We start from the raw sequence: 15,098 nt of genomic DNA, 5'->3' as shown, positions 1-15,098 counted from the left end.
GTCCATTTCAAGCTAGGAGAGAAAATCCCACTCATCAAGCCTGATAGGAAAAAAAATTTCCTATCAGGGGGAGTGGATGCTGTTGCCCGGGCTTCAGAGCGGCGTGTTATCCGGTAATGGAGCGCCAACCAGGCGTGAAAAAACTTTGACTACAGAGCCGATCAAATCATCATTGAATGCGTACTCAGGACTGTGGCAGGGTGCCTGATAGGCATCGGTTTTCGACATGCCGATCAACGCAAAGGCACCTGGAACCTGATTAAGGTAGTAGCTGAAATCCTCCGATGCCATGATGGGCAGGTGCATGTCTTTGTATTGCCAATCAGGCCCGAGGGTCTCGCCAAGGGCATTGCGATAGGCCTCTGCAGCCTGAGCATTGTTGACGGTGGCTTCATAGCGCTTAACGGTAGTGACCTGGGCACTGACACCGTAGGTGCGCGCGGTATCTTCGCTGATCTCGGTGATCAGGCGGTCGATGGTATCCCTCAACTCCGGCTGGGCCAGGCGGATGCTGCCGCCGATACGAACGCGGTCGGGAATGACTGTTGGTGCGTTTATGGCATCGATGGAGGTGACACTGACCACGCTGGCCGACTGAGGCGGTAAGCGACGGCTGACAATCTGCTGCAGGTTAAGCGTAATGGCGGCAGCAGCCAGTACGGGATCACGGCAGATTTCCGGTTGGCTGGCATGACCGCCTTTGCCCTTGAGTTCGATTTCGAACGTCCCGTTACCGGACATGACCGGTCCGTCGGGGCAAACGGCTTGACCATAGGGGATTGCAGGCCAGTTGTGCCAGCCGTAAATGCGGTCGATGCCTTCCAGTGCACCTTCTTCAATCATGCTGCGTGCACCATGGCCGCCTTCTTCAGCCGGTTGAAAGACCAGGGTTACAGGCCCGGGCAGGTCGGCTTCATGCGCCTTCAGCCAGGCGGCGGTGGCCCAGAGCGCAGCAGTATGACCGTCGTGGCCGCACGCATGCATCTTGCCGGCAACTTCGGATTTATAGGGCAGGTCGGTCAATTCGTGGATCGGCAGGGCGTCTATGTCGCCGCGCAGAGCAATATGAGGGCCCTTGGCGTCAGCGGCCAGTGTAGCCAGGGTGCCGTAACGGGCACAGCTGCGCCAGGAAATGTCCAGGGCATCCAGCTGGGCGCGAATGCTGCTGCTGGTGTTTTCTTCTTCCCAGGTTAGCTCGGGCTGGCGGTGTAATTGATGCCTGAACTGGATTGCCTGATGAAGAATCGTCTGCCATCTATCCTGCATAGTCTATCTTCCCTTTGCTGGTGAGCGTCAGGTTCAGGCTAGTTGCTAGGCAGGCTATGAACAAGTTTCGATCATTGGACGCGTTATTGGTCCGAGGATAGGAGCATGAGCCATGCTTGATAAAATGCTGATTGTCTCAATTGTCACATTTGCTTCAGATGGCTTTTGTGCTATAAAGTGCCTGACTAGATCAATTCCAATTCAAGGCTGACACATGAAAACACTGACCACCGGTGAAATCGCCAAAATCTGTGATGTGAATCTTCGCACGGTGATACGATGGATCGAGCGTGGCGAGCTGAAGGGCTTTAAACTGCCCGGGCGTGGCAACAACCGAGTTCTGGTCGAGGACTTTGTCAGCTTTCTTGAACAGCATGGCATGCCGATTCCGCCAGAATTTGCGCCTAAAAACAACCGTCGTGTGCTGGTGTTGGATGATGAGCCTGCCATTACGCGCTTGATTAGCCGAATTCTGCGCTCAGGCGGTTACGAGGTCGAGGTGGCCACGGACGGTTTCCAGGGGGGGGCCAAGCTGCTGCAGGATCGTCCCGCGCTGATTACCCTGGACCTGAGTATGCCCGGGCTGGATGGTTTTCAGGTGTTGGACTTCATCCGCTCTACCAGCGAGATCAAAAATACCAAAGTTGTTGTGGTTTCGGCACTCAGCACAGCAGACTTGAACCGAGCATTGGAAGCAGGTGCGGACGCCGTGTTGCAAAAGCCCTTCCAGAATCAGGAGCTCACCGAGGTGGTTGATCGGTTGCTCAAGGATTCTGCCCAGACGGGGTAGCACGCGCCCAAACCTCATCAGGAGGCAGTTGGGACGATGAAGAAAAAACTATTATTAGTGGATGATGAATCGGCGATACTGCGGGCCTTGAAGCGTCTCTTCCGTCGCTCTGGCTATGAGCTGCTTATGGCGGAAACGGCTGAAGAAGGCCTGGCCCTCTGCGCGCAGGAATCACCCCAAGTGATCCTCTCCGACTTTATGCTGCCGGGCATGAACGGTAGCGAACTGCTGCAGAAAACTTCAACGCTTGTTCCCCCGCCCGTGGGCATATTGCTCAGCGGGCAGGCTGAATTGAACCTGGTACTGGACGCCCTGAACAGTGGACAGGTTTTCAAGTTCATCACCAAGCCCTGGGATGATCAGGATCTACTTAATCAGGTGGAACGGGCATTCAACCTCTTTGAGTCCCAGGTGCTGCCTCCCTTCGTACCAGGTCCGGGCCAGTGTGTGCTGAAGCTGGGAGCCGACGGTACCCTCTTGCAGGCGAGCCCTGAGGCCGATGTGATGTTGCAGGAACAACAGTTTTTTGTCGCCGGTGCCCGCCTCGAAAAGCTTCTTCCCGGCATGACCGCGGCAAAGTGTGATTATCTGTTGCATCACCCTGGCAGCACCATCACCCTTGGGCAGGAATATGGCTCAGGCCGGTTCAGTCTTTGTTCAAGGGTTGAAGCTTTCGGTGAGTATGAGGTCCTTCTCACCAGCCTTAGCGGGCCTGCTGCCGAAGTTGTCATCGAACAGCAAAACCGTGCGCTTGGGCAATCACAAATACTTGAGCGTATTCGCAGCCATCTTGATGAGCCCGACTCTCCCTGTATGGTTGCCTGTATGGAGGTAGCGCGTTTTCGGGAGTTGAACCGTCAGTTGGGGTTCATGGCATCCTCGTCTCTATTAAGCCTGCTGGGCCAATGCATCCATAAGCACTTGCCGGCGGAGGTGTCGTTCGGGATGTTGGGTGCTGAACAATTTGCATTGCTGATTCCGGCGCCTGAAGCTGAAGGTGTCGAGCAACTTACCTCCCTGTTGCAGCATTTTTCTGAGCCACAGGCATTGATGGGGCGCTCGGTTATGGTGCCTCTGTATGCTGGATATTCTTTGGCGGAACCTGAGCATGGCGCCAGTGATGCCGAGTCTTTGCTGCAGCAGGCGGCATCAGCCGTACACTCGCAAGCCTGTGCCGGCGTGGTGAGTGAGCCGCGCCGATACGACCCGCTGCTGGATGAGGATGTAGCCAATCGCGACCGTATTGAAAATGCCTTGTTTGGTGCGCTGGAACGCAACGAATTCAGCCTGGTGTATCAGCCTAAGGTGCAGCTGGAAACCGGCACGATTGTAGGAGCCGAGGCACTTCTACGCTGGAAAAATAATGAGCTGGGTAGTATCAGCCCGGCCATTTTTATTCCCATGGCTGAAGAGAACGGACTGATCAACATTATAGGTGACTGGGTATTGGCAGCCGCCTGTGCACAGGTTCGCGTCTGGCGCCTGCAAGAGGTGGCAACGGTCCCTATCTCCGTCAACCTGGCGGCGCCGCAACTGCGCAATGATTCGCTGGTCAGCAAGGTAACCGGGATCATTAATGAGTCCGGTTCTTCACCAGAGGATTTGAAGATTGAGCTGACCGAGACCTCTCTGATCCAGGATATCGAAAGCAGTGCAGAGCGTATCGAAGAGCTGAGAACGCTGGGGGTTGGCATTGCGCTGGATGATTTCGGTACTGGCTACTCATCTCTTAGTTATCTGCATCGTCTGCCTATCGATGTACTCAAAATCGACAAGTGTTTTATTGACGAAATCAGCCCTGACAGTGGCCGTGGGCGACTGGTTAAGCACATCATTAACATGGCACATGACATGGGGTATGAAGTCATTGCGGAAGGGGTGGAAAGTCCCGATCAGCTGGAGGTGCTACGCGAGTTTGGCTGCGATATAGTACAGGGATACCTCTATAGTGCTCCGGTCGCGCCCAATACGCTGCGCGAAATGCTCGTTGAACAACCTTTTGAGAAACAAGCTATTGTCTAAACAGATAATGGCTGCTCGCGTTAAACTCCCCGAGCAGCCTTCGGTACTTGTTGTCGATGATGAAAAAGCGGTCTTGCATGCAGCGCGGCGATTGATCCGGCGTTACCACCCCGAGTGGGATGTGCTTCAGGCACAGTCGGTTGAGGCTGCCCATGAACTGCTGAACGAGCAGTCACCCTGGGTGGTGATTGCAGACAAGCAGATGCCCGGAGAGGGCGGTGCCGGGCTGCTGGCCAGTATTGAAGACTCCCATCCGTTGGTGCTCAGAGTCATGTTGACGGGTGATGCTTCACCTCAAGCCTGGTTGGAAGGTACAGCGTCAGCTCACCTGACGTTTGCCAAACCCTATGATCCTGAGGCAATTGTATCGGTGCTGGACCGTGCTGCCCGAATTCATCAATTACCGATACCACTCGACGTAAAGTTGGTACTCGGGCGGCTCAAGCAGCTGCCGGTTGTGTCGTCGACGTTTACCCGTTTGTCGCTGGAACTGTCCAAAGATGAGGTGTCGATGGATCGTGTCGTCGACCTTGTCAGTGAAGACCAGGCGTTGACCGCGCGCCTGCTGCAATTGGCCAATTCCGCTTTCTTTGGTTTCACCACCGAGGCTGTGAGTATTCGTGACGCCGTCATTCGGCTTGGCAGCGAGTTGATTCGTGCCATCGTTTTGGCATTGGAACTCTTCCATCCAGGGCGTAGCTCAAGCAGTGACAGCTTTCAGTCCAACAACTTCAGTTTGGCACGAAGCGTAGCTGAGCGTGCACTGCTGCTGGCCAAGGAACTCGGACTTGGACGCAAAGAGCGTGATCGCGTTTTTATTGCGGGCCTGCTGCATAATTTGGGCGCACTCGTTGAGCTGGAACTGGACTCTATCCACGATGATAACCATCAGGAGGCCATGCTGGGGGCCTACTTGCTGACGCTCTGGGGCTTCAAGGCTGAACAGGTCGAGCTGGTGCAACACATGCGTTTTCCGAGTGCGTCGACAGATCCGGATAAGGCGCTGGCTGCCCTGCACCTGGCCTGGATACTCGAAGCGGCAGGCGTGGATAGTGAGTCGCTGGACCGTGACTTCCTGCAAAGCCAGGGGCTGGGTCTTGATGAACAGGCTAACCCGGTTCTGTTGTGAAGCCTGCTATCTTCAGGTTTTTGCCTTGAAATCAAATGATTGCAGGTGAGACAACTGGTGAGGGTCTGCTAACATGCCAGTATTAACTCTGGCCACTCAGCTGCGAACTGGATTTTGATGACCTCGGATATTCTGCTGCCTGCCGCGCTTGCTTCTACTCTGGTTGCTATCAGTGTGTGGGCACTCACCCGCTGGCAAGCCTCCATTCCCTTACAACAGGCGCAAGCCCGTATCGAGCAGCTCGGCTTACAGGCCGAACAACTTCAGGATGAGGCTGACATGTTGCGCGACCAGACCCTTTCGTTACAGGAAGAGAAGGGGCAGCTTCAGGTTGAACTGGGACGGCTGCAAACACGCGCGGATGAACGTGATCAGGCGTTACGCCAATATCAGGGCTGGTGGCAGCAGGAACAGCAGCGCTATCAGGAGCTGCAAAGCGAATACCAGCAGCTGCAATCAGATCATAGCGCTCTGGTGTCGCGCCGTGAGCAGCAGGAAAAACACTTTCAGGAACAGCTGCAGCAACTTGAACAGAGCCGGGAGCTGCTGAAGACGGAGTTTGAACAGCTGGCCAGTGAAATACTGGAGCGTAAGGGCAAGGCGTTCAGTGAAATGAGCCAGCAGAGCCTGAACCATTTGCTGAACCCTATTCAGAATGAAATGAAAGGGTTCCGCGAGAAGGTTGAAAATATACACCTGCGTGAAACCGAGCAGCGCGTTCAGCTGCGCACCGAACTGCAAAATCTGCAGCAGCTTAACCAGGCGATTACTGATCAGGCCGAGAAGCTCACCACCGCTCTGCAGGGACAGAAAAAAGTCCAGGGCAACTGGGGTGAGTTGATGCTGGAAAATGTATTGGATAATGCGGGCCTGAGACTGGGCCAGGATTACAAACGCGAAGTCAGTATCAATACTGAAGAGGGGCGTCAGCGTCCCGATGCCATTGTCTATTTGCCTGGCGACAAGCACTTGATCATCGACGCCAAAACCTCGCTGGCGGCTTACACCCGATATGTTAACGCGGAGCAGGAGACGGAGCGGCAGCAGGCGTTGCGAGAGCATGCCCGTGCCGTGTCTGACCGTATTAAGGAACTGGCCGACCGGCGTTATGACCGCTTGCCGGGGCTGAACTCACCCGAGATTGTGATCATGTTTATCCCGGTCGAGTCTGCCTACGTTGAAGCACTGAAAGCAGATGAAACACTTTACCAGCGTGCTTTGGAGCAGAATGTGCTGGTTGCCACACCGACTACTTTGCTGACCAGCCTGAACATTGTGCGTCAGCTTTGGCGGTTCGAGGATCAAAGTCGTCATACCGCTGAATTGGCAGACCGTGCGGAAAAGTTCTACACCAAGCTCAACAGCTTTCTGACCAGCATGCAGGATGTGGGCAAGAAGCTTGATGGGGCTCGTGCCAGTTACGACCGCGCTTTTGGCCAGCTCTACTCGGGGCGTGGCAACCTGATCAAACAGGCGGCCGAGTTCAAGGATCTGGGTGTCTCGGTACAAAAGGAATTGCCCAGCGAGCTTGTCGACAAGGCACGCCTTGAACTGGATAGCGGCACCTGAAGCCGGATTCAGGCATTAAAGGAACCCAGGGCAATTAGATGGAATTTATCAGGCGCCGCATCGAGCAGCAGGTATTCAGCCTGACCGGGCTATCACTGAATCAGATCGATTATGAAAACCCGAAAGGGGATCCGGGGCTGTTTGGTCCTGAGAGTATCTGCTGGAAGGTGCATGCAGACTTTCCCTCCATGTTATGTGGCGGGATTGGCGCGCTGATGCTGCAAATGCTGCATCCGCTGGCGCTTGCGGGCGTTTGGGACCACTCCAGCTTCCGACAGGATATGATCGGCCGCTTGCGCAGAACCAGTCAGTTTGTTGCCGGTACCACCTTTGCAGCCACGGCGGATGCTCATCGGCTGATCGATCAGGTGTGCGAAATTCATCGCCGAGTAAAAGGTGTTGCCCCTGACGGCAGGCCCTATGCTGCGACCGATCCTGATTTGCTGACCTGGGTACACGTGGCTGAGGTGCGAAGCTTTATGGCGGGCTATCTGCGCTATGGTGATCCAAACCTGAGCCTTGAAGATCAGGATCGTTATTTCGCTGAAGTTGCCCTGATTGCAGAGTCTCTGGGAGCAGCAGAGGTTCCCCGCACCCGTCAGCAAATTGATGCCTACCTTGAACACATGCGCCCGCAGCTGTGCTTTGATGAGAGAACCGCTGAAGTATTACAGCTGCTGCTTACGGCACCTGCTCCCAACCTGTTGACCCGTCCTGCAGGCTACTTGATGGCGCGTGCCGGTATAGACTTGCTGCCGGAATGGGGGCGCGAAATGGCGGGTATAGGATTGAGCCTGGCTCAGCGGAACATGGTTCATGCCGGTATGCATGTGCTGGTTATGACTTTGCGATGGGCACTTCGTAACGGCGTGTCCCGTCGTGCCAAGCGGCGTGTGGGGCTTGGCTGAGCAGTACTCTGTACAGGTTTTGCAATTCCCGGTGTTTACGTCTCTAATGACTGTATTGACTTGAAAATGGTCGCCCAACCCTTTCATAAGCGCAGCAAGGTCAGGTAAGCCAGGTGCGAAACCGCTACTCAATCTACTATCTAGCACTGTTGTTACTGATAGCTGCTGCAGGTGCCTTTGGTGCATGGAAGGCATATAGCGTATCGCGGTTGCTGGAAGAGAAACGAGTCGATGACAATCTTCGCGAACTGGCCCAGATCCAGGCTTTCCGGGCCCAGGACCTTCTCAGTGATGCCGAGCGAGTGCTGGAAGCCTTTACGGCCTATTTCCAGTCATCTGAGCAGGTAACCGAGGAGGAGTTTCGTCGATTCGCCAGCGTATTGCTCCCGGGTCGTAATGATGTGTACGCAGTGCACTGGGCACCCAAGGTGTTGTCTGCAGAGCGCAAGGCCCATGAAGCGGCTTTACAATCGAGAGGCTTGGCGCCAAAGGGGATTTTTGAGTTGGCGTTACCCTCACTGTCGCCGGTTCCAGCTTTGCCCCGTCCCCAATATTTCCCGATTACCTTTACAGAGCCGCTGGAGCAGAACCGCAGAGCAGTGGGGCTGGATGCCGCTCTGAGGTTCAGCCAGCCTGCAGGTGGCCCGATTGAAATGGCGCTGCAGGGGCTTCCCTATACAACGGGTGCTTTCCCCATTGTTCAGGATGAAGGCGGGCCCTTGGCTGTCGCGATTTTTCAGCCTGTTCATGTGTACGGCACGGATAGCTGGTCCATGCAGCAGCTGCGAGGTTTTCTGCTATTGCTGCTCAGGCCGGAAATCCTGCTCACGGAGAGACTTGAACCCATAAAGGGGCAGCCTTATCAGGTGCGTCTAAGTGATATCAGCAGCCCTGTCCCTAAGCAGATTTACCCACGTAGCAATGCTGATTTTGCAGCAGGGCCTGAGTACAGCTTTCCTTTAACGCTGGGTAGCCGTGAGTGGCAGGTTGATATTGCCTTTGAAGAGCCTGTCAGGGTCAGTCATGCACCGGCTGCTATTGCAGGCCTGATTATTCTGCTCACGCTGGTCGTGATGTTTGCGCTGACACGCAGTCTGCGGCAGTCTTCTGCGCTGCTGGTCGCTAATAACAAGTTATCCTTGCTGGCGAACAGGGACCCACTGACGGGGTTGGCCAACCGCAGGAGTATTGAGGAGCTGGCGCATGAAGTGCTGGCCCTTGAAACCCGTGGCGAAGGGTTCAGTGCGGTGTGTGTGGTTGACCTCGATAACTTCAAGAAAGTGAATGACAGTCTGGGGCACCAGCAGGGAGATATCCTGCTGATGGAGTTGGCTGAGCTGTTTCAGCAAACCCTAAGGAGCAGTGATATTGCTGCCCGTATCGGCGGCGATGAGTTTGTATTGCTGATGCCTCAGCTCAAATCCCTTAATGACGTGACCGTAGCACTGCAGCGGCTGGCGAATAGTATTCGTGCGTATGCAGAGAGCCATGAGCAGGTCAGATACGTATCGGCCAGTATCGGTGTAGCCCTTTCCGGCAGCGATTGCCGGGATTTCATTTTGCTCCAGCAGCGAGCAGACCGTGCAATGTATGAAGCGAAGAAAGCGGGCAAGAATCGCTACCTTATCTGGTCACCGGATTTAGTGAACTAGTTCACACCTGCCAAAACCTGCGGTTGCCTGGTGTTACTGACTGGAGTCTGACGTTGTGCCTGAATTAAAAACGCTGGGCCTGTTCCTGGTGACGGCCATTGCCGAAATTGTTGGCTGCTACCTGCCATACCTGTGGCTACGTGAAGGCAAAACAGTTTGGCTGCTGCTACCGGGAATCACCAGTCTGGTGGTTTTTGCCTGGCTGCTCTCGCTGCACCCCACTGCAGCGGGGCGTGTTTATGCAGCTTACGGCGGTGTCTATATCTTTGTCGCCATTCTTTGGTTATGGGGAGTAGATGGCATACGCCCCACAGGCTGGGACCTGCTGGGCGCAACCATAGCCCTGACTGGTATGGCCATCATCATGTTTGCTCCGCGCGGGGGCTAAATGCCGGCGCTGAGCCTTTAAACGCCATCAAGAATCGACTGCCTCACTCACTCGCCTGCTTTTGCGTCTGTTAAGCAGGTCTTTGGCGCTGACCAGGAAAATGCCGGCCACTACCAGCAGGCCTCCGGTTACAAAGCTAGGGCTCAGTACTTCATCCAGAATCAGTACGCCAAAGATCACGCCCAGCAGGGGCGTAATGAAGACAAAGGTCGCCATGCGCGATGCCAGGTAGCGTTTGAGTAGCCAGAACCAGGTCAGATAACTGGCCAGGGCGATGAAAACGGCCTGGAAAGCCATGTTAGCCGTGGTTTCTGGCGTCCAATTCATATTGCCATTGCCCATCATAAAAGCTGCGACTATGAGCATGATGGCGGCAGCAGCCATCTGGTAAAACAGTGTTTTAACGGCCGGCGCTTCCGACAGCCTGGAGCCTCGAATCACGACAGTGGTGAAGCCCCAGATAGCGCCTGCAGCAAGGGCGAGGGCGTCACCATAAAGGCTGGTGCCTTCGCTGTTGCTTGGGTCCAGGAAGGCGATGCAGACGCCCGCAAACGCCAGTGCTATACCGGCCCACTGCAAGCGACTGAGGCGCTCGTCAGGGTGGACGAAGTGCATGCCCAGTGCGGTAAAAATGGGGGAGGTGTAGAGGAATACCACCATGTGTGAAGCGCTGGTATGGGCCAGACCCTCACCAACGAACAGGAACTCCAGTGCAAACATGAAACCGGCGACCAGGCCGGATATTAGCGTGCCATCACTGAACAGCTTCAGCCCTTCGCTGCGCAGCAGCAGTAATAGCAACACGAAAGCCGCGAACGCAGAGCGCAGGCCAATCTGGAGCGTTGGCGCGATATCCCCGGCAGCCAGTTTGATAGCGATTTGCTGAAAACCCCAGCCTAGGCAGAGCACCATCAGCACGCTGACGGCAAAGAAATCTAGGTGTCGACGTGTGCCTGTCATGGGGACCTCCGAGCTGTTGAATGGCTAAAAAGTAACGTAGGTTACATTTTATTCGTGATGAATGCAGTATCGCTGCACAAAAAGTACTCTCAGGTATGAAATTTTGCTTTGTGCCACTTTGAATCGGAACTAAAATCCGCGCTTTAACCGTTCAGGTAGCGCCTGTATGAAATGCGTATCCTTCGATGCGTTCCGAACCCTTCACCTTCCCGGTGTCAGCTATATCAAACCCGAGCACATGTTTGCCGAACGCGCCCGTATTGAAGCGGCGGACTGGGTGCTCTTCCCTGAATATTGGCAGATTAATGCGCTGGTGTTCGGCTTGAAAAAACGTATTTTCCCCAGCCTGTCTTCCTACCTTATCGGTCACGATAAAGTGCAGATGACGCGAGCATTTCAGATGCTGTTTCCCGCTCATGTGCCATGGACGTTGATTGAGCCGAATGATGCACAGAGTGCGGAGCGGGTGTGGCACAAAATGCATACCCCCTTCGTCGCCAAAATTCCCAAAAGCAGCATGGGGCAGGGCGTCTTTCTGATCGAGAGTCGTGATGATTGGCAGCAGTATCTGGCAAAGACACCGGTCATATATGCGCAGGAATTGTTGCCGATTGATCGTGATCTTCGTCTTATCGTTGTAGGTGGAAAGCTGGTAAACGGGTTCTGGCGTTGCCAGGGGGACAATGGTTTTCACAATAACCTGTCCCAGGGCGGTTACGTAGATAAGCAAACGCCTCTGCCTCCAGCTGCTGTTGATTTGGTTGAACGGGTTGCTCGGGCGCTGGATCTGGATCATGCCGGTTTCGATGTGGCTATGGTGGAAGGCTACCCGTACCTGATTGAGTTTAACCGTCTGTTCGGGAATCGAGGGTTGCCGGAGTTAAGTCAGCAGGTATCTGATGCGATGTTTCAGCACCTGAAAGCGGCTAATGATCATGATGGCGATGATGATGACGACCCCAAGGATCCTACACCACCGCTGCCCATTGCGGTTTGATGGGCTTTAAGAAGTTGCCGGGCCAGCGCTTCGGCAGCGCTGGCAACTTCAGGGCTCATCGCTGTATCTGGCGACGTTTCCTTGATCGTTATGGCCAGCAGCTGAAGGTCTTCCGGTAGCTGGTGCAGCGCGTGGGCCAATGACAGGGTTTGCGCCAGGCCAAAACCATGGCTGGATGTTGAGTCGGCTTGCGCCAGTTGAGCCGGTGTGAGCGCCATACACTGGCCGGGCGGGTAATCTTCTGTCAGCAGGGCATCAATCAGCGTGACGCGGCCTTGGCTCTGCATCAGTTCAATCAATTCAGGGCCGGGGCGGTCCAGGCTCAAGAGCTTCAGGGTGCCGGGTGGCGAGGCTGCCTCCAGACATTCAATAACAGCCCAACCGGCGCGGTCATCGCCAAAGGGCGAGCCGATGCCAATGATCTGCTCGGGAGCGGTCATTCTATTTCCTGCTTTTCCAGAGTCAGAAAGTGGGTGGCGCAGGAGATGCAGGGGTCGTAATTGCGGATCACCTGCTCGGCCCTGAGCCTGAGTGCATCTTCATCATTATCCAGTCCAAACGCGGTTAGTGAGCGGTGCAGATCGGCCTCAATGCGCGCCTGATTTTGACTGGTGGGCGGTACAATGCGTGCTGCCTGTATCAGGCCCTTATCATCCAGCTCATAGCGGTGCCAAAGCAGCCCTCTGGGGGCTTCGCTCATGCCGTACCCCGCTCCGGCCTGCAGCTTCAGTGGCGTGAACGGTGAAGCTGGACGCGCATAATCCTGCAAAAGCCGTATCGCTTCATCGATCACCAGCTCAATCTCCAGTGCTCGTGCGACCAGGCTCATGAACATGTTGTTGCAGGGTGGGTTTAGTCCGATCTCATTGAGGCGCTGCTGCAAAAATGGCGGTAATTCGCTGTAGTTCAGGTTCAAGCGAGCCAGAGGCCCGGTGAGATAGGGTTCGCCATTGAAGTCTGACCAAAGTGCGGTGGAATCCGGCTTGTGAGTCTCGTGAAAGTGCTGCTCGAACTGGTCGGCCGTCAGCTTCAGCCCGGTGCTGGTTCGGAGTGTGCCGCTTTCAATCGCGTAGAAATCAGGATGGTGCAGCGCAACTGAGATAAAGGGTTGAGGGTCTTCAGGCAAAGGCAGGCGGGCACAAAAGCGTGTAAGGTCCGCAGCATCGCTTTGAGCCTGTTGCAGAGATGCTATCAGTGCACCAACCTCTTCAGCTTCCGGTGCATGATGGAAGCCCCCCAGGCGTGCGCCGACAGGGTGGACCGAGCGCCCGCCAAACAGGCGGATCAGAGAGTTGCCCAGCCCCTGCAGTTGCAGGCCTCGCTTCACTTCATTCGGATGCTGCTCAGCCATGGCTATGGCGTTATCAAAGCCGAGAAAATCCGGCAGTGCCAGCAGGTGGATATGGAGAGCATGGCTTTGCAGCCATTCACCGCAATAGAACACGCGGCGCATCTGTTGAACCCAGGGAGCTGGTGAATCGTTCGAGAGGGATTCCAGCGCATTCAGTGCGCTCATCTGGTAGGCCACCGGGCAGATGCCGCAGATACGGGCCACAATATCGACCACTTCCTCGGCTTCCCGACCTTCCAGAAATTTTTCGAAGTAACGTGGGGGCTCAAAGATCGATAGCCCAAGCTCATGCAGCTGACCATCGCGTACCTCAAGTCGCAGCGAGCCTTCGCCCTCGACGCGGGTGAGTGCAGGCACATCGATGCGAATGCGGCGGCTAGTCATCCTGATCTCCTGTGCCTGAGTGATAAAAAACCTGGCCGGTGTGCAGGAAGGCCGGGGCCTGGGAATTAATCAGCAGGAAGCGGCGAGCAATGGCATCGGGCAGCAGGCCAAAACCGGCAAAGCGCTGAGCCAGGGTATCCGTCTGCGGAGTTTCACTGGGCCCGTAGCAACCATAGCAGGCACGGCCAAAGCGCGGGCACAGGGCGCCACACCCAGTGCGGGTCACCGGGCCCATGCAGGGGGCGGCTCCGGTGACCAGTACACACACGGCTTGTTGGCGTTTGCACTCCAGACAAACCCGGTCGCGGTCGTCGACCGGAGCGACATCAAACAGGAGTGCTCGTATCGCGGCGAGTACCTGAGCGCTGCTGACCGGACAGCCCCAGAGTTCGAGGTCTACCTGGACGGCTGCGGCGATGGGCTGTACCTCCTTGAGTGTCTCAATGAACTCCGGGCGGGCGTAGATGGCATCGCGCCAGTTGTCGTGTTGACCCTCCAGGTTACGCAGTGCCTGCAAGCCTCCGCTGGTTGCGCAGGCGCCGATGCTAACCAGGTAGCGGCAGTTGGCACGTACCTGCTGGATGCGTGCCAGTTCGTCCGGGGTCGACAGGCTGCCCTCAACAAAGGCGATATCCACTTCTGTTTCTGCGTCGCTCATGCCGGCTTCCAGGAAATGCAGAATCTCGACCTGTTCGTTCAATTGCAGCAGGGCTTCACCCAGGTTCAGAAAAGCGAGCTGACAGCCATCACAGGAGCTGAATTTGTGAACGGCGATGCGTGGCTTGTTCATTACACGCCCTCCAGGCCCAAACGGTCGCGCAGCCGTGGGTAGGGCATAACCGGACCGTCGCGGCAAATGAAGTCGGCGCCGAACTGGCAATGGCCACAATGACCGGTCGCGCACTGCATATTGCGCTCCATGCTGAGCCAGATGGCCTCAGCCGGAACCTGCTGTCGTATCAGTTGTTCGGCACTGGCCTGCATCATGGGTTCAGGGCCGCAGCAGCAAACCAGTGTTTGCACAGGCTTGAGGGGCAGGCGCCTGATCAGTTCTGTTACCCGTCCGCTGTACCAGGGCCAGCCTGGTGCTGCTACATCAGCAGCCATCATGACTGTCGTTTCCGGTTGCTGTGCCCAGTACTCATAACGGCTGCGCCAGAGCAGGTCGGCGGAATGTTTCACCCCCTGAATGATATGGATGTGCCCGTATAAAGCGCGATGAGCAAAAGCATGTTCGATGATGGACACGGCTGGCGCACAGCCAAGACCACCCGTGACAACACACAGATCCATGTTTTCGGCCTGGTGCAGAGGCCAACCTTGCCCAAAAGGACCACGTAGACCAATGCGTTCCCCAGGCTTCAGTGCGCCCAGTGCTCGGCTGACTCGCCCGACAGCCCGGATGGTATGTTCCAGTACAGGTTGTCCCTTGTCGTCTTCGCCAAGCGCTTTGAACGAGATAGGAATTTCGCCCACACCAAAACGATAGAGCATGTTGAATTGGCCAGGTTGTATGCCCAGGCGCCATTGCTGCTCCGGGTCTGTCAGGCGCAGCTGCAGGGTGAAGATATCCTCGGTTTCCTGAATGCGACCGAGAATAACGGCTTCAGTGGGCAGTGCCGGGTTGGCTGGGGCCTGGCGTTGCAAGCTGGCGTGTCCGCTCATGGCAAGTTGCTCAGGAT

The 15,098-nt window shown here is 55.7% G+C and carries 14 protein-coding genes; 8 read left to right on the top strand and 6 right to left on the bottom strand.

Annotated elements, in window-relative coordinates; all coding sequences use genetic code 11:
• Positions 1-93 precede the first annotated feature (93 nt).
• The gene (gene doeB2 / locus O3C79_RS14815; protein ID WP_010321738.1) at positions 94-1,266 is read right to left on the bottom strand and encodes a N(2)-acetyl-L-2,4-diaminobutanoate deacetylase DoeB2; all 1,173 of its coding nucleotides are present in this window, start codon (positions 1,264-1,266) and stop codon (positions 94-96) included.
• 214 nt (positions 1,267-1,480) lie between these two features.
• Here doeB2 and O3C79_RS14810 point away from each other — a divergent pair, with 214 nt between their 5' ends.
• The 7 genes from O3C79_RS14810 (at position 1,481) to O3C79_RS14780 (ending at position 9,724) form a co-directional block, all read left to right on the top strand.
• Positions 1,481-2,056, top strand: a complete 576-nt coding sequence (locus tag O3C79_RS14810; protein WP_494383735.1) for a response regulator — start codon at positions 1,481-1,483, stop codon at positions 2,054-2,056.
• Between the two features lie 36 nt (positions 2,057-2,092).
• A complete protein-coding gene (locus O3C79_RS14805) occupies positions 2,093-4,078 on the top strand; it encodes an EAL domain-containing response regulator (RefSeq protein WP_494383734.1) in 1,986 nt (661 codons plus the stop codon).
• Positions 4,071-5,207: an HDOD domain-containing protein gene (locus O3C79_RS14800; RefSeq protein WP_494383733.1), complete on the top strand. Its 1,137-nt coding sequence runs from the start codon at positions 4,071-4,073 to the stop codon at positions 5,205-5,207. The genes O3C79_RS14805 and O3C79_RS14800 overlap by 8 nt, the downstream gene beginning before the upstream one ends.
• 117 nt (positions 5,208-5,324) lie before the next feature.
• Positions 5,325-6,776 (top strand): DNA recombination protein RmuC, encoded by a 1,452-nt coding sequence (locus O3C79_RS14795; RefSeq protein ID WP_494383732.1) that lies wholly within the window; start codon positions 5,325-5,327, stop codon positions 6,774-6,776.
• Positions 6,777-6,814: 38 nt separating this feature from the next.
• Positions 6,815-7,684 carry an oxygenase MpaB family protein gene (locus tag O3C79_RS14790; RefSeq protein WP_494383731.1) on the top strand — a complete coding sequence of 290 codons (870 nt, stop codon included), beginning with the start codon at positions 6,815-6,817 and terminating at the stop codon, positions 7,682-7,684.
• A 113-nt stretch (positions 7,685-7,797) separates the two neighbouring features.
• Entirely contained in the window at positions 7,798-9,336 is a 1,539-nt protein-coding gene (locus O3C79_RS14785) for a diguanylate cyclase (RefSeq protein ID WP_494383730.1), read from the top strand.
• Between the two features lie 55 nt (positions 9,337-9,391).
• Positions 9,392-9,724, top strand: a complete 333-nt coding sequence (locus O3C79_RS14780; protein ID WP_494383729.1) for a YnfA family protein — start codon at positions 9,392-9,394, stop codon at positions 9,722-9,724.
• A 27-nt stretch (positions 9,725-9,751) separates the two neighbouring features.
• Here the strand turns inward: O3C79_RS14780 and O3C79_RS14775 are convergent, their stop codons facing one another.
• Positions 9,752-10,684, bottom strand: a complete 933-nt coding sequence (locus tag O3C79_RS14775) for a DMT family transporter (protein ID WP_494383728.1) — start codon at positions 10,682-10,684, stop codon at positions 9,752-9,754.
• Between the two features lie 166 nt (positions 10,685-10,850).
• On the opposite strand from O3C79_RS14775, the gene O3C79_RS14770 reads away from it, so the two are divergent.
• The gene (locus O3C79_RS14770; RefSeq protein WP_494383727.1) at positions 10,851-11,681 is read left to right on the top strand and encodes an ATP-grasp domain-containing protein; all 831 of its coding nucleotides are present in this window, start codon (positions 10,851-10,853) and stop codon (positions 11,679-11,681) included.
• Here O3C79_RS14770 and O3C79_RS14765 read toward each other — a convergent pair.
• From O3C79_RS14765 to O3C79_RS14750, 4 genes are read right to left on the bottom strand one after another with little or no spacing between them, the layout of a single operon-like run.
• The gene (locus O3C79_RS14765) at positions 11,618-12,121 is read right to left on the bottom strand and encodes a hydrogenase maturation protease (RefSeq protein ID WP_494383726.1); all 504 of its coding nucleotides are present in this window, start codon (positions 12,119-12,121) and stop codon (positions 11,618-11,620) included. The genes O3C79_RS14770 and O3C79_RS14765 overlap by 64 nt on opposite strands.
• A complete protein-coding gene (locus O3C79_RS14760) occupies positions 12,118-13,416 on the bottom strand; it encodes a Ni/Fe hydrogenase subunit alpha (RefSeq protein WP_494383725.1) in 1,299 nt (432 codons plus the stop codon). The genes O3C79_RS14765 and O3C79_RS14760 overlap by 4 nt, the downstream gene beginning before the upstream one ends.
• Positions 13,409-14,206, bottom strand: coding sequence for an NADH-quinone oxidoreductase subunit B family protein (locus O3C79_RS14755; protein WP_494383724.1), 798 nt, complete (start codon positions 14,204-14,206; stop codon positions 13,409-13,411). Before O3C79_RS14755 ends, O3C79_RS14760 begins: the two co-directional genes overlap by 8 nt.
• Positions 14,206-15,081: an FAD/NAD(P)-binding protein gene (locus O3C79_RS14750; protein WP_494383723.1), complete on the bottom strand. Its 876-nt coding sequence runs from the start codon at positions 15,079-15,081 to the stop codon at positions 14,206-14,208. The genes O3C79_RS14755 and O3C79_RS14750 overlap by 1 nt, the downstream gene beginning before the upstream one ends.
• Between the last annotated feature and the right edge of the window lie 17 nt (positions 15,082-15,098).

The organism is Marinobacterium sp. NO-S09 (assembly GCF_059179545.1).
The sequence above is the reverse complement of the archived record's forward strand: the minus strand, read 5'-3'. Positions and strand labels throughout refer to the sequence as shown.